27 protein-coding genes are annotated in these 25,495 nt (G+C 43.5%); 12 read left to right on the forward strand and 15 right to left on the reverse strand.

From position 1 onward, the window contains the following. The first annotated feature begins 36 nt into the window (after positions 1–36). Positions 37–984, forward strand: coding sequence for a thioredoxin-disulfide reductase (trxB, locus tag HYN49_RS08920; RefSeq protein WP_108903789.1), 948 nt, complete (start codon positions 37–39; stop codon positions 982–984). 126 nt (positions 985–1,110) lie between these two features. On the opposite strand, the gene HYN49_RS08925 is transcribed toward trxB, so the two are convergent. From HYN49_RS08925 to HYN49_RS08955, 7 genes are all read right to left on the reverse strand, one after another. Then, positions 1,111–1,947: a GIN domain-containing protein gene (locus HYN49_RS08925; RefSeq protein WP_108903790.1), complete on the reverse strand. Its 837-nt coding sequence runs from the start codon at positions 1,945–1,947 to the stop codon at positions 1,111–1,113. Positions 1,948–2,096: 149 nt separating this feature from the next. Continuing rightward, positions 2,097–2,471, reverse strand: a complete 375-nt coding sequence (locus HYN49_RS08930) for a nuclear transport factor 2 family protein (protein ID WP_108903791.1) — start codon at positions 2,469–2,471, stop codon at positions 2,097–2,099. Positions 2,472–2,694: 223 nt separating this feature from the next. Continuing rightward, positions 2,695–3,435 carry a head GIN domain-containing protein gene (locus tag HYN49_RS08935; RefSeq protein WP_108903792.1) on the reverse strand — a complete coding sequence of 247 codons (741 nt, stop codon included), beginning with the start codon at positions 3,433–3,435 and terminating at the stop codon, positions 2,695–2,697. 4 nt (positions 3,436–3,439) lie between these two features. Then, positions 3,440–5,233, reverse strand: a complete 1,794-nt coding sequence (locus tag HYN49_RS08940; protein WP_108903793.1) for a PspC domain-containing protein — start codon at positions 5,231–5,233, stop codon at positions 3,440–3,442. 2 nt (positions 5,234–5,235) lie between these two features. Next, complete coding sequence (locus tag HYN49_RS08945) at positions 5,236–5,571, reverse strand: PadR family transcriptional regulator (RefSeq protein ID WP_108370697.1); 336 nt, start codon at positions 5,569–5,571, stop codon at positions 5,236–5,238. A 40-nt stretch (positions 5,572–5,611) separates the two neighbouring features. Next, positions 5,612–6,373 (reverse strand): GIN domain-containing protein, encoded by a 762-nt coding sequence (locus HYN49_RS08950; RefSeq protein ID WP_108903794.1) that lies wholly within the window; start codon positions 6,371–6,373, stop codon positions 5,612–5,614. A 73-nt stretch (positions 6,374–6,446) separates the two neighbouring features. Beyond that, on the reverse strand, positions 6,447–6,902 hold the full coding sequence (locus HYN49_RS08955; RefSeq protein WP_108903795.1) for a DUF4870 domain-containing protein: 456 nt from the start codon (positions 6,900–6,902) through the stop codon (positions 6,447–6,449). A gap of 198 nt (positions 6,903–7,100) precedes the next feature. Between HYN49_RS08955 and HYN49_RS08960 the strand changes: the two genes are divergently transcribed. The 9 genes from HYN49_RS08960 to HYN49_RS09000 all read left to right on the forward strand — a co-directional run bounded on the left by HYN49_RS08960 (position 7,101) and on the right by HYN49_RS09000 (position 14,140). Then, entirely contained in the window at positions 7,101–7,556 is a 456-nt protein-coding gene (locus HYN49_RS08960) for a DUF4442 domain-containing protein (protein WP_108903796.1), read from the forward strand. A gap of 73 nt (positions 7,557–7,629) precedes the next feature. Then, positions 7,630–8,541 (forward strand): TIGR01777 family oxidoreductase, encoded by a 912-nt coding sequence (locus HYN49_RS08965; protein WP_108905010.1) that lies wholly within the window; start codon positions 7,630–7,632, stop codon positions 8,539–8,541. Between the two features lie 174 nt (positions 8,542–8,715). Beyond that, entirely contained in the window at positions 8,716–9,258 is a 543-nt protein-coding gene (locus HYN49_RS08970) for a nucleotide exchange factor GrpE (protein ID WP_108905011.1), read from the forward strand. 24 nt (positions 9,259–9,282) lie between these two features. Next, entirely contained in the window at positions 9,283–10,395 is a 1,113-nt protein-coding gene (gene dnaJ, locus HYN49_RS08975; protein WP_108903797.1) for a molecular chaperone DnaJ, read from the forward strand. 159 nt (positions 10,396–10,554) lie between these two features. Beyond that, positions 10,555–11,478: an ABC transporter ATP-binding protein gene (locus HYN49_RS08980; RefSeq protein WP_108903798.1), complete on the forward strand. Its 924-nt coding sequence runs from the start codon at positions 10,555–10,557 to the stop codon at positions 11,476–11,478. 7 nt (positions 11,479–11,485) lie between these two features. Then, positions 11,486–12,766 carry an ABC transporter permease gene (locus tag HYN49_RS08985; protein WP_108903799.1) on the forward strand — a complete coding sequence of 427 codons (1,281 nt, stop codon included), beginning with the start codon at positions 11,486–11,488 and terminating at the stop codon, positions 12,764–12,766. Beyond that, a complete protein-coding gene (locus HYN49_RS08990) occupies positions 12,766–13,386 on the forward strand; it encodes a DEAD/DEAH box helicase (protein ID WP_108903800.1) in 621 nt (206 codons plus the stop codon). The genes HYN49_RS08985 and HYN49_RS08990 overlap by 1 nt, the downstream gene beginning before the upstream one ends. Beyond that, entirely contained in the window at positions 13,386–13,610 is a 225-nt protein-coding gene (locus tag HYN49_RS08995; protein ID WP_108903801.1) for a putative signal transducing protein, read from the forward strand. The genes HYN49_RS08990 and HYN49_RS08995 overlap by 1 nt, the downstream gene beginning before the upstream one ends. Beyond that, positions 13,607–14,140, forward strand: a complete 534-nt coding sequence (locus tag HYN49_RS09000) for a GNAT family N-acetyltransferase (RefSeq protein WP_108903802.1) — start codon at positions 13,607–13,609, stop codon at positions 14,138–14,140. The genes HYN49_RS08995 and HYN49_RS09000 overlap by 4 nt, the downstream gene beginning before the upstream one ends. 3 nt (positions 14,141–14,143) lie before the next feature. On the opposite strand, the gene HYN49_RS09005 is transcribed toward HYN49_RS09000, so the two are convergent. The 8 genes from HYN49_RS09005 to HYN49_RS09040 all read right to left on the reverse strand — a co-directional run bounded on the left by HYN49_RS09005 (position 14,144) and on the right by HYN49_RS09040 (position 23,869). Further along, on the reverse strand, positions 14,144–14,521 hold the full coding sequence (locus tag HYN49_RS09005) for an iron chaperone (RefSeq protein WP_219928743.1): 378 nt from the start codon (positions 14,519–14,521) through the stop codon (positions 14,144–14,146). Then, positions 14,521–14,973, reverse strand: a complete 453-nt coding sequence (locus tag HYN49_RS09010; protein WP_108903803.1) for a GNAT family N-acetyltransferase — start codon at positions 14,971–14,973, stop codon at positions 14,521–14,523. Before HYN49_RS09010 ends, HYN49_RS09005 begins: the two co-directional genes overlap by 1 nt. Positions 14,974–15,073: 100 nt before the next feature. Beyond that, positions 15,074–15,652 (reverse strand): HNH endonuclease, encoded by a 579-nt coding sequence (locus HYN49_RS09015; protein ID WP_108903804.1) that lies wholly within the window; start codon positions 15,650–15,652, stop codon positions 15,074–15,076. A gap of 91 nt (positions 15,653–15,743) precedes the next feature. Then, a complete protein-coding gene (locus tag HYN49_RS09020) occupies positions 15,744–16,211 on the reverse strand; it encodes a GNAT family N-acetyltransferase (protein ID WP_245892153.1) in 468 nt (155 codons plus the stop codon). 23 nt (positions 16,212–16,234) lie between these two features. Then, the gene (locus HYN49_RS09025) at positions 16,235–18,202 is read right to left on the reverse strand and encodes a DUF3857 domain-containing protein (protein ID WP_108903805.1); all 1,968 of its coding nucleotides are present in this window, start codon (positions 18,200–18,202) and stop codon (positions 16,235–16,237) included. Between the two features lie 2 nt (positions 18,203–18,204). Next, entirely contained in the window at positions 18,205–20,142 is a 1,938-nt protein-coding gene (locus HYN49_RS09030; RefSeq protein WP_181368936.1) for a DUF3857 domain-containing protein, read from the reverse strand. Further along, the gene (locus tag HYN49_RS09035) at positions 20,108–23,359 is read right to left on the reverse strand and encodes a toxin-antitoxin system YwqK family antitoxin (RefSeq protein ID WP_108903807.1); all 3,252 of its coding nucleotides are present in this window, start codon (positions 23,357–23,359) and stop codon (positions 20,108–20,110) included. Before HYN49_RS09035 ends, HYN49_RS09030 begins: the two co-directional genes overlap by 35 nt. 66 nt (positions 23,360–23,425) lie before the next feature. After that, on the reverse strand, positions 23,426–23,869 hold the full coding sequence (locus HYN49_RS09040; RefSeq protein ID WP_108903808.1) for a DUF4268 domain-containing protein: 444 nt from the start codon (positions 23,867–23,869) through the stop codon (positions 23,426–23,428). Between the two features lie 59 nt (positions 23,870–23,928). Here HYN49_RS09040 and HYN49_RS09045 point away from each other — a divergent pair, with 59 nt between their 5' ends. Next, positions 23,929–24,573 carry an NUDIX hydrolase gene (locus tag HYN49_RS09045; RefSeq protein WP_108905014.1) on the forward strand — a complete coding sequence of 215 codons (645 nt, stop codon included), beginning with the start codon at positions 23,929–23,931 and terminating at the stop codon, positions 24,571–24,573. A gap of 39 nt (positions 24,574–24,612) precedes the next feature. Further along, positions 24,613–25,410, forward strand: coding sequence for a lysophospholipid acyltransferase family protein (locus tag HYN49_RS09050; RefSeq protein ID WP_108903809.1), 798 nt, complete (start codon positions 24,613–24,615; stop codon positions 25,408–25,410). Positions 25,411–25,495: the final 85 nt, after the last annotated feature.

Here is a 25,495-nt window from a genome sequence, read left to right on the forward strand (position 1 = left end):
CCTTAATTTTGCCATGCTAAAAAACAAGCTAATACCATGTCTGATACTATCGAAAGAATAAAATGCCTGATTATTGGCTCCGGCCCTGCAGGTTATACCGCTGCGATTTATGCAGCAAGAGCGAATATGTTTCCTGTGTTATACCAGGGGATGCAGCCGGGCGGCCAGTTGACAACAACTAATGAAGTGGAGAATTTTCCGGGTTATCCGAAAGGTATCACCGGACCTGAAATGATGGTCGAGTTGCAGGAGCAGGCGAAACGTTTTGGATCCGATATCCGTGATGGCTGGGTAACTAAAGTGGATTTCTCAGGGCCTGTACACAAGGTTTGGGTCAATGATGTCATCGAACTTCACGCTGATACCGTCATCATTTCAACCGGCGCTTCCGCGAAATACCTCGGGTTACCGTCTGAGCAGCATTACCTCAATACAGGTGGTGGAGTTTCAGCCTGTGCCGTTTGCGACGGATTCTTCTACCGCAATCAGGAAGTGGTCATCGTTGGAGCAGGGGATTCTGCCTGTGAAGAAGCGCATTACCTTTCCAAACTATGTAAAAAAGTGACTATGCTCGTCAGAAGTGAAAATTTCCGTGCGTCAAAGATTATGGCAGAACGTGTCATGAAAACCGAAAATATCGAAATCATGTTCAACACCGAAACCCTGGAAGTTTGCGGCGACGGACAAGTGGTGAACCAGGTAAAAGTGATTGATAAAAATGCTAAAGAAGAAAAAATTATCCCTGCCACAGGGTTTTTTGTAGCCATTGGCCATAAACCGAACACCGACATTTTCAAAGACTACATTACACTCGACGAAACCGGTTACATCATCAACAATCCAGGAACTTCAAAAACAAATGTTGAAGGTGTATTCGTAGCGGGCGATGCGGCTGACCATGTTTATCGCCAGGCCATCACCGCTGCAGGAACGGGCTGTATGGCAGCTCTCGATGCTGAGCGTTACCTGGCATCTAAGGAGTAGTTTTCAGTCGCAGTCTCAGTAGGCAGTAATGCGAAAGAGCGCAGACAAAGCACCATAAAATAATAAATCCCGCAGAAGCGGGATTTTTTATTAAGAAGCTATTGGCACTGTGACTGTGACTGAAAACTATTTCAAAGCCTTCTTCATCAATTTCGCGTTGTCTGCAAATTTCTTCAAATCAATTTTCGGTTCTCCGTAAATCGTGACTTCTGAGCTGCCGGATGCTTCAAGGATTAAGCTCGTTTCAGCATTCACGCTGCAGTTCACATAACCTTCAGTTGTTAGGGACATATTCTTTACAGTCATGCTTTTGCCGGTATACGCAGCATTGTTGTCCATCCGTAATATCATGTCGATCACATCGCCTTCGATTTTGGCCGATGCTTTTTGGTACAAATCACATTTTAGTGCAGTAGCAGAAATCAACGCTTTTATTTCGGCATTTTTACTTAACACGAGATTCCCGCTTTCCGCTTTGGCATTCAACTCCACTTTCGATTTGTCATCTGCCGTAATCGAAAAGGATTTGCAACCTAAATTCAGGTACAGTTTGGAATTGTCAAAACACTGGAACGCTATGTCATCAAGTTTCACTTCCTCCAGCGCATTGGCTTTAGCGTCATTTCGGGTAATGATGGTTTTAAAGCTGTCGGTGTAAGTTACCCGGACGCTGAATTTCTTTTCGCCCGTAATGTCTTTCGCCATCGACAGTATGATCATGCTTCCGTTCATGCTGATGCCCAAAGCCGATTGCAGGTTGTCGTCGGCCTCGAGTTCTACGCCGGCTTTATCTCCTTTAATGAGCGACACTTCGAGGTTGTCACGCACTTCAAGTCCGTCAAAAGTGTCCACCTGCTTTTGTTCAATAACAACGATTTTCGAACCTTTGACCTTTTCTTTTCCTTGTGCCAAAGCCATTCCGCTGACCAAAAGCAGCACCAGGGCAAATGTAATTTTTTTCATTTTTGTATGATTGGGTTTGCCAAATATATGAAAAGTTGGCAATGTTTAGGAACGGATGATTATTGCACCTCATAAAAAATCTGCGCTCCTGATGTAGTAATAATTTTACTACATCAGAAGCGCAGAGTATATAGCAGGGAATAGGATAATTACTGCTGTGCCAGGTCTGATTCCGTATGCATCGCACAAATCCAGTTACCGTTTTCATTTATCCATGTAGAAGTACAGGCGCATTTCATAGGCGGTTTTTGGTCATCGCCTGTTATGGTTAGAGTGATGAGGTAAGCAATAATGGCTGTGTCGCCAATAAGCTGCGTTTCGGCACCGGAAATTTCCATGACCTTTATTTTGGCACCCGCACCGGAGTCGAACATTTTCTTAAAGGAGGCTTCATCCACACTTTGTACCCCATTTTTTCCAGCCACGATGCAGGGGAACCGCGTCAGGTTCTTTACCGTTTCGTAATCATGGCGTTCCATACCCTGCCAATATTTTTTTTCCAACTCAATAATTTGCGTTTCCATGGTCGATTTTTTTTATTGGATTAAACGTTTTGTTACATAAAGTTCAAAATAATAATCGGTTAGAGGGAATGGTTTAACATAGATTTAATGGTGTATACCTTTAATTCCCGAACCACCGAATCAGAATCCGAAGTTCAATATTCCCGCATTTCAAACCAATTACGAGGCATAAAAAAACATCCGCCCAAAAAGGAACGGATGCTCTCACTAACTTTAAAAAAGATTATTGTTCAGAAACCCAGCCTCCGCCGGACTCCGACTTGTTCAGCTGCTTTGGGATTTTGTGGTAACTGATCCCGCCTCCGCCACTTGCATCTGCAGTAAGGCTCAATATCGGATACACGGAGATGCTGCCCCCGCCACTTGCATCGGCCTTTACATTATTCGCCTGCAGCTGCTCTGCATCTATCGGACTGCCTCCGGAAGCATTCGCCTCGACGTCCAATGCCTTGCCACGCGCATGGATGTTGCCTCCGCCACTGGCATCCATGACAAGCTTATCGGCTTCTGCGTTAACGTCCATACTCGCACCACCTTCTGAAGTCAGGACCAGCCTGTCACTGATAAGTGTGCCGTTGCTGTGCAAGTTTCCGCCACCGTCAACGCTGAGTTCCTTGATGTTGGGCATGGTTACCGTTATAACCGGGCCGTTTTGGGAGGAAAAACTGCCCTCTGTTTCGATAACCAGCACGCCGTCGCGGACTTCAGTTTTGACCAGTGGCATGATGTTGTCATCGGCTTCTACTTTCACCTGCACTGCGTTGCCCTGTTCGACAACCACTTCAAGTCCGCCACCAGTACGGATCCCCGAAAAGTTTTCGGTAACGTTGCGGGTTTGGATAATTACGTTTCCGCTGCCTTCCACGCCGTCATTTAAGTTAATGTTGTACCTGCAGGAAACAAACAGCAGGCTTAAGGCGGCTATCAGGATGATTTTAGTCAAAAGGATGATTGCTTTGGTCATGGTTTTATTTTTTAATGATGGTTCCGTTTTTATCGGTGGTCAGGCCTTTGCCGCCTGTTCCCGGTGCTGCTGGCGCCGGAGGTGGGGCAGGGGTCTTGGTTTCTATAATCACTTTACCGTTTTCATCACGGATAGTCGTCGTCGTTGTTGCAGTTGTGATCGTATCGCTGTTGCTGCTTACCTGCACTGCGCCTGCAACGTCGCCAAATTCATTTTCATTTTCCGGGCAGTTCAGGCATTTCACCTGTTCGTGCTCCACTTTGTAAATATATTCGTCCGAGCTGAAATGCAGGTTGAAAAATTCATCATACGAATTGTCATAGTCCCTGACGCTTTCATCAGCCTTGAACTTTGTCCCTTCCGGAAGGTAAAGGTGCACTTCTACATCCTGGTCACGGAACTTATTGGAAGTATCTGTCAGCCAATAATTATCCAAAATTAATTTATTTCCGCTGATTTTGTAACTGTAACGTATTTTTTCCGCTACTTTTCTCGCATTGGAAACCGAGTTGCCGCGTGCCTGTTTTTCAATCGAGATGTATGGGGAAGCTTCGCTCGTTTTTTCAATATACAAGCGTACATTATTGGAATACATCACTGGCGCATCGGTAGAATCCTGCGTGATTTTGATTCCGTCACGGTCGTGTACGTTGCGTGCATAGAAATCATTATGTTTAAAGGAAATCTGTAAAGTGTCCTGCGGGTTCAGCGTAAAACTTTGCTTTTGTGTTGCCCTGCCTTCTTCAGATCTTTCGACAGCTTCATTGATTCCCATGGCAATCAGCAATCCGATTGATACCAGCCATAATCCCAGCAGCGTATATTTGGCAGCACTTCCGATAGATCTCATATTGGTGATCAGTAATTTAAATCCAAGCAGCGCCAGGAAGAAAAACGGGATCCCGATCGAGAAGAACATAAGCAATCCAAAGACCCAGATCGGGTATTCTGAAAAGTTCCCCGCTTCAATATAATCCGACCACGGATAACGCATAAAGTGTATCGAGCCGAGTGTAAAGACACCAATCAACAGTGATATCACCACAGGAATGGAGCAGATGATCAGAATCACCCCGAATACTTTTGCAAATACCTTGAAGATGTTTACGATCACATCACCGATTGACGTACTGAACTGGCCTGCGGTATGTTTAGCCTGCTTGCCCATCTTGTCATAATCGGCATTCTTGATGCGTTCCGCTACATTGTCAAATTCTTCGCGCACTTTCTTTTCTATATTCGATATCGTGATCGGCTCTCCGTGCATTTCGAGTTTTTCAGAGGTAGTTACCGCTTCCGGCATTACGATCCAAAGGATGATGTAGGCCAGGATGCCAGTGCCATAGAAAAATACGAGCAGCAATAAAGCAATACGCAACCAAACTTTATCCACCCCGAAATAATGGCCTAATCCTGCCAGTACACCGCCAACCATTCCGTGTTCACGGTCGCGGTAGAGTTTCTTTTTTACCGGTCCGTTCGGGTTGCTGTCAAATGTATTGCTGTTTTTTGCAGTTCCGTCATTGTCTTCATTATCGAGACGGTAATCTTCCGGTTGTCCCATGATCTGGATGACTTCGTCGAGTTCCTTCAGACTGATCACCTGTTTAGGGTTCGTATGCTTTTCGGAAATCAGCTCTGCAATACGCATTTCAATATCGCGGATGATCTCGTCCTGTCCGTTCGAGTTCGACAAGGAACGTTTTATGGCGTCAAAATAGCGGGACAGCTTTTGGTAGGCATCTTCATCGATGTAGAAGAACATCCCTCCTAAATTTATATTTACCGTTTTGTTCATGACTATTTATTATTTTGGTTAGTGATTATAGACACCGCATCGGATAATTCGGTCCAGGTGCCGTTAAGTTCTTTCAAAAATGTTTGTCCTAATTCGGTCAGGCCATAATATTTCCGTGGCGGCCCCGAAGTTGATTCTTCCCAACGATAGTTGAGCAGTCCGTCGTTTTTAAGCCTGGTCAGCAGCGGATAAACCGTGCCCTCAACCACCAGCAGTTTTGCGTTTTTCAAGGTATCCAGGATTTCCGAAGTATAGGCATCTTTTTCCCTCAGGACCGATAGGATGCAGAACTCAAGAACACCTTTACGCATTTGGGCTTTCGTGTTTTCAATATTCATAGTTTCTTTGCTGTTTTTTAATTCATTTCAGGTTCGTGCATTAATTTGCTGATAACCCGTCTTTGCTTTTGTCTTTTATCGTTGCCAAAGCGCCTTCGCTGTATTTCACGCTTTTCGGTGTGCCGGAATAAGTCACTTTTGCGGTGTCCGATATATTCAGCGACATATTTGACCCCGCGTGTATGTTTAGTGCGGCTGCCTCTGAAGCGAAGATTGCCGTATTTTCGGTATCGAGGTTGCGGGCCGATATGATGGCGTTGTTGTTGGCATAAAGAAAGGCTTCATACACTTTTCCGGCAAGCACCACACTGGCATTTCCGGTGAAATTCCCTGAAAGCCTGCCGGTTTCGATGAGTCCGTTGAAGACCGCATCATCAGATACATTGACCGTCGTGGTTGCCGAGGCTTTCACGATTCCGGTAAATTTCGCACCGGTGGCAAGCCTGATGTCCATCGAACGTGTTTCCACGATCTGCGGAAGCGTAATGGTCGCCTTTGATGACGCTGAAAAGGCATTGATGCCATGGTTGTGGACGTAGACCGTTACATCATTTACAGGATTCTGGTCGGCGGTGTAAATTTTTAAAGTGCCGTTTTTTACTTCCATGACGATGTTGCTAAGGTTTTCGTTGCTGCCGCTTTCCACTTTCGCGGAAGGGATTGGGTCGTTGGAATAACTGAGTGCGATTCCGTTTTTTACTTCGATTTTAGAAAAGTCGGTGATAGTCCTGTTTTCTGAAACCTGTGCCTGTGTTAACATTCCGATTAAGAATAAAACGATTGTTGTTGTGATTTTTAACATGATGATTGATTTTGAATTGATGATTAAATTGATTGATTGATTGATTTTAATTTGATGATTGAAACTTCGACGATTATTTTAAAAATTTGATTGATAAAGGATATTTGAAATCCAGCCCGTTTGATGTCTTTACAGCGGCCAGAATGGTCATAAAAAACTCAAACAACTGAAGCAAACCAGCCAACACTACGGCTACAATGGCGAAAATTACAATTCCTGAAATATCAGACCCCTTGATGCTGTGGATGAAAACCTCATTGTCATGAAAGACGGAATTAAATTCAACATGTTGCAGTACGGTGCATAAAAAAATCGGGATGGCGGTTAAAACCAACACGACCTGATAGATGAAAACACTGAGTTGAAAGTTGATCACTTCTTTCCCCTGCTGGTCTACATACTCCGATTTTTCTTTCATAGAGCTCCAGATGATTACCGGGAAAATAAAATTCCCGAATGGAAACAAATATTGTGAAAACGTGCTCATGTGCATGATGCTGGCTGTCGAGTTGTAATTTGTTGTTTGCATGATTTTTTTGATTAATCTGGTTTTGATGATGATTGAAACTCTGATTCCTTACATTACTATTGATAAGCTATTAATTTCTTATACAAAGATAAGGTTAAAGAATGGTATTATGCAATACAAAGTAGTTTATATTAACAAAATATTAACATTTATAACATATTGTATTTATGCTTATATTTACAGAAATACCAATGATATATGGACTTTACGCCGTTTAAAATTAATTTGTTCGTATTCGCGAAATTGCCTTCAGCTTATCTTTGCGGGGTGCGTGCGAAGGAAATTACGCCCGATTTTTGCAAAGTGTCCGTCCGTTACCGGTGGATAAACCAGAATCCATTTCGTTCCATGTACTTCGCAGTGCAGGCCATGGCAGCCGAATTGTCCACTGGTTCGCTGGTGATGATGTATATTAAAACCTCACAAAGAAATGTTTCCATGCTGGTCGCTTCGTCAAAGAGCAGTTTCTCTAAAAAAGCCACCGGAACCATTACCTTTATATGTAGTGATGGTCAAATGGTCAGTGAAACCATCCAAAAAGCCATCGTTACAGGAGAACCGCAAACCATGTGGCTTAAATCCATCGGTACGAATGAAGATGACATAATTGTTTCTGAAATGGAATTCGAATGGACAGTCAAAGCAAAGCCGTAAGCCAACGTTAAAGCCACGCCAATTAACTTTCGTTTTCAAGATTACAAATGTAAATTTGGGAAAACCTTACGACATGAAGATCCTTATTACCGGAGCGACAGGCCTGATCGGGAGCGAACTTGTCTCGACGCTTTTAAAACATGGGCATCATATACATTACCTCAGTACTTCAAATGAAAAGCTGGCCTCGGAACCCCACTACAGAGGATTTTACTGGAATCCTGAAAAAGGTAAAATAGATGATCGTGCAATCGAAGGCATAGAAACAATTATCCACCTGGCAGGCGCCAGCATCAGTAAACGATGGACAAAAAAGTACAAACAGGAAATCATCGAAAGCCGCGTCTTATCGGCAAACCTATTGTTCAGTACGCTGAAAAACCACCCCCATCAGGTAAAACACCTCATTTCAGCATCTGCTATCGGCATTTATCCTGACCGTCTTAAGAATATTTATACAGAAGAAACGAAAGAAGTCGATGAAGGATTTCTGGGTTATGTGGTTGAAAAATGGGAACAGGTCGCCGATAAATTCAGGCTCCTTAATATAAAGGTGGCCAAAATCCGCACAGGAATCGTATTATCAGACAAAGGCGGCGCGCTGATGGAAATGGTAAAGCCGGTGAAATTCGGGCTTGGTTCTCCTTTCGGAAGCGGCAAACAATACCAGTCCTGGATTCATATCAGTGATCTGGTTGGGATTTACCGTATGGCAGCCGAACAAGAGTGGACCGGCGCTTTCAATGCCGTAGCACCGCATGCCGTAACAAATAAAGAACTGATGAGAACAATAGCCGATACACTCCATAAGCCGTTCTTTATGCCCAATATCCCGGAATTCCTGATGCAATTGGTTTTGGGGGAAATGCATACGATTTTATTTTCGAGCCAGAATGTGAGTTCCACAAAGGTCCGTGATAATGGCTATCAGTTTCAATACGATTACCTGGAAAAAGCTTTGCATGCCTTGCTTGTTCATGCCTGATCCGCTTTAAGCGGATTTTTTTATGCCCGTTGGTTTGCTTTACTTACTTTTGCGGAAATTTACAATGTCCGGTTTGGTGACAATTTGACATTTTTAACAGCTTTGGCAATACTTTTGCTGACAGCCTCACCGATGAAAAAGACATTCAGGGATATTTTTAAAAATAAAGCAAAAATGAACACCGAAATCAACGAAAACGAGCAGGAGTTGGATGAAACTACAATTGAAAACAATGCTAACGGCGAACAACTCATTATTGAGGAACTGACACCTGAAGAGCAGATGGCAAAAGATCTTGCCAACGAAAAAGATAAGTTCCTGCGCCTTTTTGCCGAATTTGAAAACTACAAAAAAAGAACTGCCAAAGAGCGTATCGAGCTGTATAAAACGGCCAATCAGGACGTATTGCAGTCGATGCTGCCGGTTTTGGATGATTTTGACCGTGCCATGGCAGAAATTAAAAAGTCGGAAGACGATGTTTTACTGCGTGGTGTTGAACTAATCCACGAAAAACTTAAAAACACTTTGGTTTCAAAAGGTCTGGAAGAAGTGTCGATTAAAGCGGGAGATATTTTCGATGCGGATATAGCGGAAGCCATCACACAGATTCCTTCGCCTTCCCCTAATTTAAAAGGCAAGATTGTAGATGTGATAGAGAAAGGATACAAACTCGGAGACCGTATCATCCGTTTCCCGAAAGTCGTAACCGGCCAATAATATTCCCGTTAATACAAGACAAAGATGAAGAAAGATTATTACGAAATATTAGGCATTTCAAAAGGGGCCGATGCTGCTGAAATCAAGAAAGCATATCGCAAGAAAGCCATTGAATACCATCCCGATAAGAATCCCGGCGACAAGCAGGCTGAAGAAAACTTCAAGGCTGCAGCCGAAGCTTATGAAATATTAAGCGATCCGCAGAAAAAAGCAAAGTACGATCAATTTGGCCATCAGGCTTTTGACGGCGGTGGCGGTTTCAGCGGCGGCGGAATGAACATGGATGATATTTTCAGCCAGTTTGGTGATATTTTTGGCGGATTTGGCGGCGGTTTCGGCGGATTTGGTGGCGGAGGCGGAGGCCAACGCAGGGTTAAGGGAAGCAATCTTCGCATTAAAGTGAAACTCACGCTCGAAGAAGTGGCGAACGGTGTCGAAAAGAAGATAAAGGTAAAGCGTAATGTACAGGCGCCAGGGGTCAAATATAAAACCTGCCCAACCTGTAACGGTACGGGCCAGGTGATGCGTGTAACCAATACGATACTGGGAAGGATGCAATCCGCATCAACCTGTAATGCCTGTGGCGGTGCCGGGCAGATTATAGAAAGCAAACCAAACAATGCCGATGCGCATGGGATGATCTCCCAGGAGGAAACCGTATCCATTAAGATTCCGGCAGGGGTAACCGACGGCATGCAGTTGAAAGTGGCGAACAAAGGTAACGATGCGCCCGGCAATGGTATTCCGGGTGATTTGATTGTTGCGATTGAAGAACTTGAACACGAAACTTTGAAAAGGGAAGGGGAGAACCTGCACCTTGATTTATACATCAGCATCGCAGAAGCGGCTTTAGGGATTTCGAAGGATATCGAGGCTGTAAATGGCAAAGTCAGGATCAAACTCGAAGAAGGAATCCAATCCGGGAAAATCCTGAGGCTTAAAAATAAAGGCATCCCAAGTATCAATGGTTATGGTACAGGAGACCTTTTGGTGCATATCAATGTATGGACGCCAAAGAACCTTACAAAGGAACAAAAGCAGTTTTTTGAGAAATCACTTACAGATCCAAACTTCATTCCGAGCCCGGAAAAATCAGAAAAATCTTTTTTTGAAAAAGTTAAGGATATGTTTTCATGATATTTAAAAAAATATTATATTTGGACTTTACTAGGTAACTAGTAATTTCTTTTTCATAGCAATTTTTCCCATCCTTGTGCAAATAAGGGTGGGTTTTTTTTTGATGCCCGATTCCCTTTTCGCTTTGAATTCCCTACTTTTACACAAATCAATTTCTGCATGAGCAATATACTCGAAGTGAATAAAGTCGTAAAGCAATACGGCAATTACACTGCTTTAAACGAAGTTTCCATTTCCGTCCCGAAAGGCAGTATTTACGGGCTCCTAGGGCCGAACGGTGCCGGAAAGACTTCCCTGATCCGGATCATCAACCAAATCACCATGCCGGACAGTGGCACCGTTTTACTCGACGGAGAACCGCTGAATCCAAAGCATGTGCAGCATATCGGTTACCTTCCGGAAGAACGAGGTTTGTATAAAACGATGAAAGTCGGTGAGCAATGCCTGTACCTGGCCCAAATGAAGGGCCTTTCAAAAGCCGAAGCGAAAGCCCAGCTCGAATACTGGTTCGACCGCCTGGAAATCCGTGGCTGGTGGGACAAGAAAATCCAGGAACTTTCCAAAGGGATGGCACAGAAAATCCAGTTTGTCGTCTGTGTATTGCACAAACCCAAATTGCTGATTTTCGATGAGCCGTTTTCAGGCTTCGATCCAGTAAACGCGAACCTGATTAAAGACGAAATCCTCGAACTCCAAAAGCAGGGCTCGACCATCATATTTTCTACACACCGTATGGAAAGCGTGGAGGAACTTTGCGACCACATCGCATTGATCCATGAATCCAATAAACTGATCGAGGGGAAGCTCAGCGATGTCAAGAAACAACACCGCACCAACAGTTTCGAAGTGGGGATCATGACTTCGAATGTAGAAGGACTCATGTATGACCTGACGCAGAAATTCACTGTAGGCCAGGCCGATTTCAAATCGTTGAATGACGACCTGAAACTCGAAATCCAGATTGGCAGCTCGCCTTCAAACGAATTGCTGCAAATCCTGATGCAACGCGGACAGGTAACCCATTTCATGGAAAAAATCCCAAGTGTAAACGACATTTTCATCCAAACCGTCAGCCGTAAATAACCAAAACATGAGTACCTTATCTTTAATTATAAAAAGGGAGTTTATCGCCAAAGTACGCAACAAATCCTTTATCGTCATGACTTTCTTAAGTCCGTTGCTCGTTGTAGGCCTGATATCGTTCGTAGCATTTTTAGCTACGATGAAGTCGGATGCAAAAACCGTCGCCGTACACGATGAGACCGGTTTGTTCGTGAAGGATTTCAAGAATTCCGACGAATATAAATTTGCCGATTTTTCATCTGTCGATATGAAAATCCTCAAAGACAGCCTGATTGCCGAAAGTTACGAAGGCATTATTTTCATTCCGAAGGTAACAGATAACGCAGCACTGCAAAGTAAAATCCAATACATTTCGAACGACAGCCCGAGCATGGGTTTCATTGCTGATATACAGGACATCATCGGAGCAGGCCTCACCAAATCGAACTATGAACAAATGGGGCTTGATATTGCAAAAATCAAAAATGCAGAGGCCAAAGTCAATATCAATTTGGTAAAATCTTCAGGAGAAGCTACTATCAAAGGCTTGAATGAACTTAAAATCGGCGTTGGTGCCGCATTCGGTTACCTGATCATGATGTTCATCATCATTTATGGGAACATGGTCATGCGCAGCGTGATTGAGGAAAAGACGAACCGCATCATTGAAATCATCATTTCTTCTGTAAAACCATTTACGCTGATGATGGGCAAAATCATCGGGACTTCGCTGGCCGGAGTGTTGCAATTCCTGATTTGGGCGGTGATTGGAGGGACATTGATCTTTACGGTTTCCAATGTTTTTGGCATCGATACCGGTGCAATGAGCGTAACACAACCGGGATTCATCAGCGGGATTTTCTCCTACCTTGATGTTGTTTTGGATTTGCCTTTGATGTCATTGGTGGTTTTCTTCCTGCTGTATTTCATTGGCGGGTATTTCCTTTACAGCTCGATTTATGCCTCCATCGGTGCGGCAGTCGATAGCGAAACTGATTCGCAGCAATTCCTTTTACCGATTATTTTACCGCTGATGCTGGGCGTATACGTTGGATTTTTCAGCGTATTGAATGACCCGCATGGGACAGTGGCAGTGGTGTTCTCCATGATTCCATTGACCTCACCGATTGTGATGCTGATGCGTATTCCATTCGGCGTGCCATGGTGGGAACTGGCTATTTCATTGACGTTATTATTCGCAACATTCTTGTTTGTTGTTTGGTTTGCTGCCAAAATCTACCGCGTCGGCATTTTAATGTATGGCAAGAAGCCAACTTATAAGGAATTATTCAAATGGCTTAAATATTAATGGAACTCAAGAAAATAAACCCAAACCTCAAACAGGCGTTGATTGAAAACGGCCTTACGGAAGCCAACGAATTGCAGGCGGAAACTTTTTCAACGATCAAGAGTGGCGCAGATGCGGTCATACAATCTGCGGAAGCGTCAGGAAAAACAACCACAATAGTCCTCAATATTATCCAAAAACTGGAGAAAGCAGCCGACGAAAGTACGCGCGCGTTAATTTTGGTCCAGGACAAAGATAAGGTTATCGAAATGGCAACACTGTTCCGGAAACTCGGGAATTATACGGATTTAAGGGTTTTCGGCGTGCATGAAAAAGGCGATACCGATTTTGATAAAAACCATATTTCACTTGGGCTGGACATCCTTATCGGAACACCGGAGAAGATCAACATGCTTTTTTCAACCGCTGGTTTCAACCTTAATACCATTAAGATCTTTGTGGTTGATGATGCCGATAAATTGTTCAAAAGCAGGATGGATGCCGTTGTGCAACGCCTTTCTATGAGTATTGAAAAGACACAGCGGTTATTTTTTACTTCTGATATTACTGAAAAGGTGGAAATCCTGGCCGAGAAGATCATGATTGAACCATTTTGGTTTGAAATGGACGACGAAGAATAATGGCGCTGCTGAGGGTTTTTGAAGGCGGCGCAATCCTGGCACTACGGCTTAAGGAAATGATAGAGTCTGAAGGGGTTAGTGTCATTGTAAAAGACGACATACAATCGGCGATCTGGGGAGGTTATGGCACGTCAGACCTTGCCGTCGAATTGTACATCCATGAAGATGATTATGGATTTGTGGCAGATACCATTGACGAATTTAACAACAGCCTTGACACATGATGAAGTTTATTGAAACACCAAGGCTTTTCATGCGTGAAATTGTTGTTGCAGATGCGCCGGCAATGTTCGAACTCGATTCTGATCCGGAAGTAAACCGTTATCTTGGGAATCGGCCGGTAACGTCATTAGAGCAGGTCTATGGGATTATTGATTTCATAAGGGCGCAATATGCAGAAAACGGCATCGGGCGTTGGGCAGTTATCTTAAAGGAAACCAATGAATTTATCGGCTGGTCAGGACTGAAACTCGATAAGGATAAAAACGGCTACGGTCAGTTCTATGATTTAGGCTACCGTTTCATCCCGAAATTCTGGGGCAAAGGTTTTGCTACGGAAAGTGCCAAAGCCTTCGTCGCATATGGTTTTAATGAAATGAATATCGATAAGATCTGTGGGCATACCATGATTGGAAATGTCAATTCGGGTAAAGTATTGCAGAAAGCCGGGCTGCGTTTCACAAACACTTTTGAAGAAGATGGTGAAACCTGCAATTGGTATGAAATGGACAGAAAGACTGGGGCGAAAACGTAAAAACTATTTTGTCTTTTTCGATTTGGCCGCTGCCTTTTCCAGATTTTCCCTGACGCGGAAAGCGACAATACGCCCGATTAAATCTACCGGTACAGGTTCATCAAGCGGAAATTGGATGGAGCCTTTCGCCGTCTTATATTTGGCGATCTCATCCTTGAAATACGCCACGCCTGCGGCACCGGGATAAAATCCAATGTGATTCTTATAGCCTGAAAAATACACCAAAGCGCCATGAAATTTATATGCGGGCATCATATAACCGATATATTCTTCCGCATCGGGAGCTGCATTATGGATAGCTTTACGGACATTTTGAAGCATTTCGCGTGTGTGTTCCGGGAATGCTTCAATAAATGCGTCGACTTCAGGTTTCGCCATCATCAGGATAGGTTCTTTTCAAAGCATACACTGTTCTCAATACCGGCATATTGTCCAAAATTCGGAATGATTTTATAACCGTTTTTATGATATAGCGCAATCGCTTCAGGTTGTTTAATGCCCGTTTCGAGGATGCAACCTTTATAGCCCAATTCCTTAACCCATTCCTCAAGCTCAGAAAGCAGTCCTGACGCAATGCCTTTCCCGCGTAGCTTCTCAGGAACGAACATCCGTTTCACTTCTACTATATCGGGCGTATATCCCTTAAAAGCGCCACATCCTACCGCTACATGATTTTCATAAGCGACTATAACATTTTTCAGCGTGGCAATCTTATTGAACTGGGCGTAAAATGCATGGTCTTCTCCGTCGCGTATGGCGAGGTCGGCATCAAGAAGGCACACCAGGTCGATGAAATCCGGGTTTTCGGAATCCGTTCTTATATATTTAATCATAGCAGTGATTTTTTTTACGAATATAACAAATGCTGCGAGTAACCCAAAACAAAAACAGCGCGGTAAATCCAGCGCTGTTTAATTGTTTAAATGATTTGGTTTAGATCTTAACGGAGCTCCAGTTTTCGCCGCTTTGTATCCTGCGAATCTGCATTTCGCTGACACCGAATTGTTTGGCAATCATTTTCAGCCTCGTTTTCCTGTTAGGGTCCTGCAGGAGTTTCTTGATGTGGATTACTTTGGTAACACTGAGTTTCCTGCCATCAGATTTGATGTTGTATTCAATCAGTTTCTCCTTGGCCTTAATCACATGTGGGCTGGCCCTATGGTGCGCTAGCTTTTCTTCATATGTGGCCCAAATCAGGTTTTTTGCATGATCATTTGCACGATCGTGGTCCTTGTGCAGGATGTGTTTGTGCTCGGGTGATGGAGGCGGAATAAATAATTCGGCAACCAACCGGTAAAGCAATATATTCTTATTTACGAGCCGGCCGTCGATACGCACTTTGCAATGCAGTGTCCTGTAGCCATCTGAGAGTCCGCCTTTAAGCAATTTTCCTTGTTTTGGATCGTCTGTAAAACTTACGAGGCGTCCGTGGTTGGAAACTGCATAACGGAGTTTCAGATCAAAGGGAACCGTGACTTCCCTGAATTCTTCATCCGGAAATAATCTGAACATTTTTTAGGGGGATTTGTTAGTGTCGTAAATTTAGCCAAAAACTCATTATTTCTACAATAAGCATTCGGGATATTAACAAATCTTTGGGAAATCAAACGTTTTCAGCCTTTAAACGCATCCACGTATCAAAATCCATCTCAAATTTGATTTCACCCTTTCCATGTGTACCGACTTCTTTCCAGCCGGACATGCGGTAAAAAGTTTCCGCGCGTGTGCCCGGAGCAGTTCCCAGCCATACATTTTCCCTGGTTTGTGAAAAATACCAATCCATCATCACATCGTGTAGCCGCCGCCCGATGCCGCGCTTTTCAAAATCGGGATGCAGGAACAAAGCCCAGATGTTTTTGTCTTTCATATCGACGATGGAAAATCCAGTAATGGTTCCGTCAATTTCACAAACCCAGCCTTTTCCGCGCACATTGATGAATTCTTCACAATCCGCATCGCTTACCAATGCCGGATTAGATAATGTATTCTCTTTTACTGCGTTTCGGACAACCTGAATTTGCTTAATATCCTGGGTTAGGGCTTCGCGTATGATTATATTTTTATATTCCATGGTTGTTACTTGTGTGTTTACAGCTATTTACTCAATACGATCACGACTTTGTTGAAATCGGCTGCAGCATTGATTACGGCGCGATATTCCTCGAATTTATCGAGCGGATAATTGATGATGTTGTAATATTCCGTGTTTTCGATCAGGATTTCATCACCTTTCTGAGTGTATTTGCTCGTGAAGGCCGCTTCTGTCTTTCCATTGATCACGGTCTTGTAATCCATGTTGAATTTTTCAAGATTCTGCACTGTGGCTCCTTTCGGCAAGAGAAGGTGGATTTTTCGGGTATACGAATGCGGATAATCAATCTCTACCGGAAGTGTGCGCTTGTCTTCCTGATACAATTCCATCTGCCTGCCGATGACGAGCCCGGCCGAGAACAGGTAATTAGGCCCGGCTTTCTGGATGAGGTCCTTACCATCAAATGAAACCAGCAGCGTAAACGGCTTTTTCCCGATAAATTCCGTACCGTCATTTTCAGATTTCAGCGTTTTGTATTCTGCATCGACGGTATAGTTTTCGGCGACGCTTTTCAGGATGGACTGATACTGTTCTGCGGAAGCGAAATCCTTGATAGGCTGGAAATTATGCGCGGCATATCCCCCGAAATCAATGCGATCCGAAATCACCGGGCTGTCCATATCGGCGGTGAAATCCACGGTGATGTCCATCACATCATGGGTAACGTCGGCACCGGGAAGCTCGATAAATCCGACCTCGCCGATACCCATCGAGACGCCGCCAAACGTCTTTGATTTGATGAACAAGCCATTGTTATTGCCTAAAGACGGCGGGAACAGTGGCATGCGGAATTCGATTTCTGTTGGCGTGATGTATTTTTTGATAGCCGGGAAATAGAACAGCATGTCGTTCAGGTTCTCATAACTTTCAAAATCCGGGTCGAACGGCAGTTTGTAGCGGCTGAGCGTGAAAACCATATTGTTTTCAATACCGAATTTCCTGAATACATTCAGGTACAGTTTCAGGATGTCGGTTTGGTTGGCTTGTTTGGAAGCGATGATTTCGCTGATGGTTTCCTTGGTTTCAATAAAACGGTTGTAGGTGATGGTTTTCTTGATTTTGTTTTCGATGTTCCAGACCTGCTCCTGCGGATCATCGGATTTCGGGATCGACTTGCAGAAATCGTCGATGGATTTTTGCTCTTTCTTCGTAAGCTCCGCATTAAAGCGTTCGTAGATATTTGTGGCGAATTCTTTGTAATTGTAAAGATTCCTTGAATTGTTGTACAGGTTTTCGTCGAGTTTGTAACGCAGCATTTTGAGCATCACTTCACGATTCGAATATTTTTCTTCATCATTCAGCGCGGCAATGTCTTTTACCTTCACCGATAACGAGATTTTGCCCTTGTATTTTGCCTCATCCTTCACCGGTTCCGGAAGGCCATTGTAAGATTTCGTCTTAAAACCAAGATGTTCAGGATAAATCAACTCAAAATCCAGGTCTGCTATCGGGTATTCATCCTGCATCTTAATGGTTTCGCCATCGAGTTCGGGCATTTCCCTAAGCACATACATCACTTCAATGACGGCACCCTTTTCAAGTCCGTTGACGGCAAAATAATTGTATTTTACGCCACGCTCCTCATCAGTTTCCTCCTTAATGTCCTTTTTATCGAGGTGGATGATCTTGCCGTTCTGGAGGATTACGCGCGCTTTGGTGGTGATGACGCTTTCTTTTTGGCTGAAAGGGATGTAAATCCTGTTGTTGCGCTCGATGGCATCATCAGAATTGATGTACGTCTGGTCGTGGATCAGGTGGAACTGCATCGCTTTATTGTCAATAACAGACAATTCGGTCTTGATGACGCGTTTGAGGATGACCTCATTTTCGTTTTTATATCGTTCGGGGATTTCGATTTTTTTGGCTTTTTCATCCCATTCGTAGTCCTTGAAGGCATAATCCTGCGCGAAGAACATGGTGCTGCTCATCAAAGCGATAAAAAGATAAAGTGTTTTTGGGAATGTTTTCATGTTTATTTTTCCTGTAAGATGATGGTTTCGTTGTAGGCACTTTTTAGTTTACGGATGCTCTCGTTCCATTTTTCGAAATCGGTGTTGTCGAGCAATATTTTTTTCTGTTTCAATTTTATGGTTAAAGCGACATTGTTATCGCGGACTTCATGCGAAAAGTCGGCTTTGAAATAGTCGTTGTCCATGCTGAACGCCGGCGGAAGTGATTTTACGGAATAATTCGCAGGGATTTCCAGTTTATAAGCACTGTTGGTGTACATCAGGAAATCAAACTCATATTTTGCAATGCGGTCCTTTTCGATGGTCAGTTTTTCAAAAGCTTTATCAAGGTACATATTCACATACATTTCCCTGCCCATCTTAATGATGTAATTGTCCAGGTTAAAATTGAAGTCAATGCGGTATGGCTGGTCGCGGTCTTTCACATTATTTTCCTTGTAATCGATGAGGCTGAATTTATTATTGCCTTTCAGCACCAGGCTTTTCACCATGTCAAAACGGGTCTTATTTACGGCATCTCCCATTTGCGACAATACGCTGCTGCGGCTGAAACCCTGGTATTCTACCTTTCCGGTTCCGGTGAGTTTGTTGTTGTCGATTTTGAGTGCCAGTTCTTCATGAATTTCATTCATTTCGGCGGGAACCACCGGAACGGGAATGATTTTGTAGGTTTCGCCATCATTGTACAGCGCTTCTTTTCCTTGTATGAAAGCAGTTGGGATGCCATAACGCGTTTCCTTATCTGTGCCATCCAGGAAAACATATTCGCCGCCATCCTTAAAAACGGCAATCATATGGTTGTCGACAGCCGGCGTGGAAAGCTCTTCATACGAATACGGAATGCTGCGTGTGCCGATCCAGGATACCGAAACATCATTGACACCGGCATAATGGGCCATGGCTGTGATAATACTGGCCATATCTTTACAGTCACCGAATTTCCGCTCGCAAACCAGTCCCGCTTCTCTTGGGATAAAGCCTTCATAACCGTTCTCAAAAGCGATGTATTTGATGTTGTCCTTTACCCAATAAAAGATGGCTTTCATTTTATCCTTATTTGAAGCCATTCCGAAAGTCAAGTTCGTCGTGATGGCCTTGAGTTCGCTGTTTTCGGTCTTGTTCAGGTTTTTTACGAAACCTTTATAATAATTGAAAAGCTTTGGGATGTCATCGAGCACGGGAATGCTGGTTTTGTCGACTGTATAATCCTTAATATACACATCGATATGCGGCACGACGTACAGGTAACCGGGCGAATTCGATTCGAATTTGAGTGGCTTTATATCCGTCAATGTCCATTTATAGACCCATTTCCCTTTCTTTTCTGATTTGGTGAAAGCAATGGAATTGTTTGGGTCGTTAAAGATTTTGTAACCGATATTGATGTCTTTTTCGGTATGGATTTCCAGCGTCGAATTCTTAATAGGCAGGCTGTTGCCAAAGATGAACTTCTGCAGCAGAAACGGATCCAGGAATTCGGTTTGGTAATCGTAAACTTTTCTGGCACCTGTTTCCAGGTTTGGGAAAATCAACTGACGCTCTTTCACATCATTGTAAAAAACGGAATTGTCACGCGCCAGTTTTTCATTGGACTGCGTTACCTTGATTTTCTTTTCCTTTCCGTTGTTGCTTACAACGGAATACGCATCGTAACTTTTCAGTTTCACCAATTCCGAATACGTAAAGCTTTCCTCGTTGTTAAGGATGCCGTTTTCGGACAAAATCATCGATTCATAATGATTATCCTGTATCACTTTCAGTTTTTTATCCTTGATGGAGAAATCGTACACCAGGCTTTCCTCAAGGATGATTTCGTTGAAGTCGGGCCAGGCTTTTTTATATTCTGCGAGCGAGAGCTGCGCATGCGAAACTACGGAGGCTATAAGGAAAGCGAATGTGAAATATTTATTTGATGATGTCAATGAGTTCGTCCGAGTCATATTTTTTTGTAACCGATAATTTGCCATTTTCATAAATCTCTGTATTGCCGTGTAATTCATCGTTTTGATATGCGGCCTTCAGGCGAAGTTTTCCGTCCTCAGTGTAATATTCCTGAATGCCTTCGTAATCATTGTTTTTGAAACTTTCCTTTTTATAAACGTTTCCGTTGCTGAAATATTCTGTGCGGCTTCCCTGAAGAAGTCCTTTATCATACATCGCTTCAATCTGCAGCTTTCCATCCTCGCCAAAAATCTGGTATTTGTTGTTTAAGGCGCCTTTTTCAAAACCCAGCCTAGCAGCGGTTTTTCCGTTTGCATAATTGGAAACGATATCTGCGGTGCCATTTTCAATCACCACCTTTTCATCGAGCTGGCCGGTTTTACCACGTCGGATGTAGTATTCAAGTTCGTCGTTTACATAACCGAGGATCAGCAGCGGTTCGCCCTTTTGGTTGAAATAAGTAAGCGGTCCATCCTTAACCCCGTTCAGGGACTGGTGCTCGTACTGTTTTTGCTTATTGTGGTAGTAACGCGTAATGGTACCGTTGTCTTCTCCAAACGCATAATCGTTGGCAAGCCGCAGGTTCCCCGCCAGGTCGTAATATCTGGCCATGCCATTTTCCTTGCCGCAGTAAAATGTAATTTCATACAACGGGAGGTTTAGCGGCCCATACATTATGGCTTTTTTATGCCTTACATTATTGATGTACTCGCTTTCATAAGTCGTTTTTCCGGACTTGTCTTTGGTAATGTTCAATCCGTTTAAAGCGCCATTGATCAGGGTGGTGCTCACATCCAGATTGTCAGACCGCCTGTAGTGGATTGTTCCCGTAGCGTTTTTATAATCCAGTGTATATTGTCTGGTGCCGGAAGGATCGAAGAAATCGATGGACATCGCTTCTCCGTTGTGGTATTTTATTTTGGTGGAGAATTTGCCGCTTTGCCAGTAGTCATAGCCTTCATCATTCAGCTCATCATTTTCATAAAAACGTGTTGTAGCCATTTTACCGTCATTGTAAAACCCGAGTTGCGGACCGGTAGCTTTTCCGTTTTTATAGGTCAGCGTCCTTTTCAGTATACCGTCTTTATAAACTTCGTAAAGTCCGTTGATGGTATCGTTCACATAATTCACAACCGAAGTTTTGTTGCCGTTCTCATCATAATTGTAAACAAGCCCCTGTACCAATCCGTTTTTGAAATTTTCAATGCATTTGATGTTGCCATTGTTGTAATTATAGCGCCATTCGTTTTGCTTCATATTTTTTTCATAGCCGCCGCTGCTTCGGATATTGCCATTGAAATTTTTGATCGTGAAGGTTTTCTTATCAGAATTGATTTCAACAGGTTTCGGGTTTGCTTTGGTGAATTGCAGGCTGCTTTTAAAATTATCCGATTTGAATTTGTCCTGTAAATATAAATTTCCGTCCACATCAAAGTAATCAATGGTTTCGAGATCCCCTTTGCTATTGTAATGATTCACAGATTGCCTATTGCCATTTTGATAATAATCAGTGACCAATTTCAATTTTACGCCGTCATACTCCACGACCCTTTTCGGGGATTTGTTTTCATAGTAGGATTTGTAGGTGCCCTGGGCTTTACCGTTAATGTACGCCGTTTCGGCCTTAATGATCCGGCCGTCATAGTATTCGGCGTACTGCCCGTCGAGTTCGCCATTTTTGTAGTTTCCGGTTTCAGTGAGGTCGCCCGCTTCGTTGTAATAAGCGTAGACGCCATTGAGCTGGCCGTTGCTGTAATTGGCTGTCGACTTCTTTGTCCCGTTAGGATAATAGCACGTAGTGGTACCGTCAATATCGCCGTTTTTGTAGCTGACCTCGCATTGCTTTCCGCCGTTAAGGTGATACGTAGTGGCAAGGCCGTCATATTGATCGTCCTTATAATTAGCGACTACGCTAAGGTTCCCGTTCGGGTAGTATTCTTTTTCGATGCCGTTGCGCCTGCCCTGGATTTGGGTTGTTTCTTTGGTGAGTTTTCCTTTGGAATAATATTTCTGGATGCCGTCAAGTTCGCCGTTTTTAAGGTTCAGTTCCCCAATGACGATTCCTTCATGATTGACCATCTTGTACGGCCCTTCGTTTTTGCCGTCGATAAATGCCCCTATTGTAAAAGGGAAACGGTCCTTGTACGCAATATTTACGGTTTGCATTTTACCGAAATGCTCCATTTTTCTTTTTGAAAAAACTGCCCAGAAATCGTTGCCGATATAATTCCTGCTGAAGTCCTCTATCATCTTCTTCTTCGAAGTGATTTTTTTACCCAGATTGTCTTTCTTGCTTTGAAGCATGTAGTATGTATAAGCTTCGAACTGTTTTTTTGCCACCATATCCTTAATCCACGGGATGTAGGTGTTTTCAAAAAAACCGTCGCCCATCTTGTGATCCTGGCTAACATATTCGGCTATGGCCTGTACCTGCCTGGTCAATACATCATCAATATCCGACTGGATTTTATAGGCTTTGTTAAGTGGTAGTTGGTTGCGGAGGATGGTTTCGAGTTCTTCAAAATGATCACCCGATTTAGAGAAAGTGACGCGTGGTTTTTCAAGGAAATTCTGCCCGTATTTCTGGTTCAGCTTCAAAACAGCATCACCGGCATGGATGCCTCCAGGATCAAGAATAAGATAGGTTATCATGGCCAGTGAACCTTCGACAATTTTTCCGTTTTCATAAGCCAGCAGGCCCAGGATGTAATGTGAATTGCTGTGATATGGTGAAATGTTGATGGTTTTCTCTAAATATTCTACGGCTTGCTGCTGCTTTTCCCAACGAATGTACATCACGGCAAAATTATACAGCAGGCTTGGGGAATCCGGGATTGTCTTTTCAGCCTCGATGTAGATTTTTTCAGATTCTTCGAATTTTTTCTGTTCGCTTAACAGATTTCCATAAGCGATATAAAGCATAGGCATGTCAGGAAAACTGCCTTTTTGGTAAAGGCCTGATAATAATGCGGCTTCCTCGACATATTTTTTCATCGCCGAAAGCGTCAGTGCTTTTTCATACTGTGCTTTCAGGAAGAGCGGGTCATAGCTGACGATACGGTCGTATTCTGCTATGGCGGCCTCATATTTCTGATCGTCATGCAGTACATTTCCTTTTTCTATAATTGCCTCATTGTCGTAGATGAAAGTGTAGTCGGTCTGACAGTAAGCCGGGGAAATCAAGCTTACAGCCAGCAGCAATAGCCAGTGTTTCATTGTTTTGGGTTTTGCCTCAAATATATATTTTTTCGGATTTGATTTTGAGACTTTGGAAAATATTTTTCATCCTTCAGGCTCAATATCACGGATATAATCCGAGTATTCATGGAAAAAGCGCTCGAAAGCATCCATATAAGTGTAAAAAAAGTCAAAAATACCTTCCCAATGGTTGCGGTTGCTCATGCTGAGCCCGGTTTTTTCTATCCAGGCACGGCTTACGGTTTTGCCGGTTTCCAATACAAAATTCTTTTCGTAAACCAGGTCCTGTATAAATTCCTCTTCCAGGATATTTTTCAGCGATTCGAGTTTTTCAAAATACTGGATGCGCTTGTCGTCGTTGCGCGGCTCGATTTCTAGAAGCACCTGTGCTTTCTTGTTGTCGGCATAAAACTTGAAAGACAAATCCTTGATTTTTGTGTCATAAAGCATCCATTTGCGCGGATATTTATCTGCAAATTCAATCCAGAATTCGCGTTTGAGCCGTTGTGTTTCTTCTTTGCTGTACATGGTTTTTGGTGATGAGGAAATTCTGCCCTACATTTATCAGAGCAAAAATAACGCATTTCATGTACTTTGACGATTTTCTTTCCCTGCTTCCGAAAATAAAGAAACAATCGCTTCCGGGAGAATCCGCACATTCGAAAATGTCGCCACCCGAGCGCAGGGCTGCGATGCAGAAACTGGACTGGGAGACCATTAATCCAAGAAAGGCGGCCGTGCTGGTTTTGTTTTACCCGAAAGATTTAAAAACCCATTTGGTGCTGATAATCCGGAATTCGTATGAAGGCGTGCATTCCGCGCAAATTGCGTTTCCTGGCGGCAAAGTCGAATCTTATGACACTTCGAAACAAGCTACGGCCTTACGTGAAACCGATGAAGAAATCGGAGTGCCACTGGAATGCATTGAAGTCGTGATGCCGATGTCCGAAGTGTATATTCCGCCAAGCAATTTCCTGGTGGCTCCGTTTCTGGCCATCAGCAGGAGTGGGCTGACATTTTTACCTGATCCGCGCGAAGTGGCCGGAATCATCGAATTGCCGCTCGAATCGCTTTTGGATGAGGCGAATGTGATGATAAAATCAATTGCCACTTCTTATGCGAACAATGTGCATGTACCAGTTTTTGATTTTGGAGGGAAAATCGTCTGGGGTGCCACCGCGATGATGCTCGGGGAACTTAAAGAAGTAATGAATAGCGCGCTCGAAGGTTAAGTTTTCGTATGTTTGCAGTTCATTTTTTTAAAGCTTACTATGGGATTGTTTAAAAGAAATCCTTTCGGACATATTCTATTCCTGAAAAAATGGCTCATCCGCATTCTCGGAGCCATGACCCACCGGCGTTACCGGGGTTTTAATGAACTTCAGATCGACGGTTCAGAAATCCTGAAGACCTTACCCGATACGAATGTCCTTTTCATTTCCAACCACCAGACTTATTTCGCCGATGTTGTGGCGATGTTCCATGTATTCAACGCCAGCCTGAGCGGAAGGGAGGACAATATAAAAAATATTGGATACCTCTGGAATCCAAAACTAAACCTATATTATGTTGCCGCGAAAGAAACGATGACTTCCGGGATATTACCGAAAATCCTTGCTTATGCCGGCGCCATTACCGTAGAGCGGACCTGGCGTGCCGAAGGAAAGGATGTGCAGCGCGAGGTAAACCCGAATGACACTGAAAACATCCGGATTGCTTTGGCAGACGGTTGGGTGATTACGTTTCCGCAGGGTACGACCAAATCGTTTAAACCCGTCAGGAAAGGGACGGCACACATTATCCGGGATTATAAACCTGTTGTGGTCCCGATTGTGATTGATGGCTTCAGGCGTTCTTTTGATAAAAAGGGCTTGCGGATGAAAAAGAAAGGCATCCTGCAGACTTTCCAGATCAAGGAACCGCTTCAGATCGATTATGAAAACGACACGATTGAGCAGATTGTTGAAAAAGTGGAATATGCCATCGAGCAGCATGCGTCGTTCCTGAAAGTGATTCCGCAGGAGGAATTGGAATTACAGGAAGAATTGAATAAGCAGCGGGGATGGTGATATCTTTGGATTTTAAGATCTTAAGACTGTAAGATTTTGAGATTGTAGGATTAAGACTCGAAAATGCTTTCAGAAGGAAACCTTG

The organism is Flavobacterium pallidum (assembly GCF_003097535.1).
GTDB lineage: Bacteria > Bacteroidota > Bacteroidia > Flavobacteriales > Flavobacteriaceae > Flavobacterium > Flavobacterium pallidum.

Coding starts and splice junctions, on each gene's coding strand:
- HYN49_RS08980 (WP_108903798.1), top strand. CDS start 10,555: ATGAGCAATATACTCGAAGTGAATAAAGTCGTAAAGCAATACGGCAAT.
- HYN49_RS08965 (WP_108905010.1), top strand. CDS start 7,630: ATGAAGATCCTTATTACCGGAGCGACAGGCCTGATCGGGAGCGAACTT.
- HYN49_RS09020 (WP_245892153.1), bottom strand. CDS start 16,211: ATGGAATATAAAAATATAATCATACGCGAAGCCCTAACCCAGGATATT.
- HYN49_RS08960 (WP_108903796.1), top strand. CDS start 7,101: ATGGACTTTACGCCGTTTAAAATTAATTTGTTCGTATTCGCGAAATTG.
- HYN49_RS08970 (WP_108905011.1), top strand. CDS start 8,716: ATGAACACCGAAATCAACGAAAACGAGCAGGAGTTGGATGAAACTACA.
- HYN49_RS08930 (WP_108903791.1), bottom strand. CDS start 2,471: ATGGAAACGCAAATTATTGAGTTGGAAAAAAAATATTGGCAGGGTATG.
- HYN49_RS08925 (WP_108903790.1), bottom strand. CDS start 1,947: ATGAAAAAAATTACATTTGCCCTGGTGCTGCTTTTGGTCAGCGGAATG.
- HYN49_RS08955 (WP_108903795.1), bottom strand. CDS start 6,902: ATGCAAACAACAAATTACAACTCGACAGCCAGCATCATGCACATGAGC.
- HYN49_RS09015 (WP_108903804.1), bottom strand. CDS start 15,652: ATGTTCAGATTATTTCCGGATGAAGAATTCAGGGAAGTCACGGTTCCC.
- HYN49_RS09030 (WP_181368936.1), bottom strand. CDS start 20,142: ATGACTCGGACGAACTCATTGACATCATCAAATAAATATTTCACATTC.
- HYN49_RS08945 (WP_108370697.1), bottom strand. CDS start 5,571: ATGAATATTGAAAACACGAAAGCCCAAATGCGTAAAGGTGTTCTTGAG.
- HYN49_RS09050 (WP_108903809.1), top strand. CDS start 24,613: ATGGGATTGTTTAAAAGAAATCCTTTCGGACATATTCTATTCCTGAAA.
- HYN49_RS08995 (WP_108903801.1), top strand. CDS start 13,386: ATGGCGCTGCTGAGGGTTTTTGAAGGCGGCGCAATCCTGGCACTACGG.
- HYN49_RS08990 (WP_108903800.1), top strand. CDS start 12,766: ATGGAACTCAAGAAAATAAACCCAAACCTCAAACAGGCGTTGATTGAA.
- HYN49_RS08950 (WP_108903794.1), bottom strand. CDS start 6,373: ATGTTAAAAATCACAACAACAATCGTTTTATTCTTAATCGGAATGTTA.
- trxB (WP_108903789.1), top strand. CDS start 37: ATGTCTGATACTATCGAAAGAATAAAATGCCTGATTATTGGCTCCGGC.
- HYN49_RS09035 (WP_108903807.1), bottom strand. CDS start 23,359: ATGAAACACTGGCTATTGCTGCTGGCTGTAAGCTTGATTTCCCCGGCT.
- HYN49_RS09005 (WP_219928743.1), bottom strand. CDS start 14,521: ATGATGGCGAAACCTGAAGTCGACGCATTTATTGAAGCATTCCCGGAA.
- HYN49_RS09010 (WP_108903803.1), bottom strand. CDS start 14,973: ATGATTAAATATATAAGAACGGATTCCGAAAACCCGGATTTCATCGAC.
- dnaJ (WP_108903797.1), top strand. CDS start 9,283: ATGAAGAAAGATTATTACGAAATATTAGGCATTTCAAAAGGGGCCGAT.
- HYN49_RS09045 (WP_108905014.1), top strand. CDS start 23,929: ATGTACTTTGACGATTTTCTTTCCCTGCTTCCGAAAATAAAGAAACAA.
- HYN49_RS08985 (WP_108903799.1), top strand. CDS start 11,486: ATGAGTACCTTATCTTTAATTATAAAAAGGGAGTTTATCGCCAAAGTA.
- HYN49_RS09040 (WP_108903808.1), bottom strand. CDS start 23,869: ATGTACAGCAAAGAAGAAACACAACGGCTCAAACGCGAATTCTGGATT.
- HYN49_RS09025 (WP_108903805.1), bottom strand. CDS start 18,202: ATGAAAACATTCCCAAAAACACTTTATCTTTTTATCGCTTTGATGAGC.
- HYN49_RS08940 (WP_108903793.1), bottom strand. CDS start 5,233: ATGAACAAAACGGTAAATATAAATTTAGGAGGGATGTTCTTCTACATC.
- HYN49_RS08935 (WP_108903792.1), bottom strand. CDS start 3,435: ATGACCAAAGCAATCATCCTTTTGACTAAAATCATCCTGATAGCCGCC.
- HYN49_RS09000 (WP_108903802.1), top strand. CDS start 13,607: ATGATGAAGTTTATTGAAACACCAAGGCTTTTCATGCGTGAAATTGTT.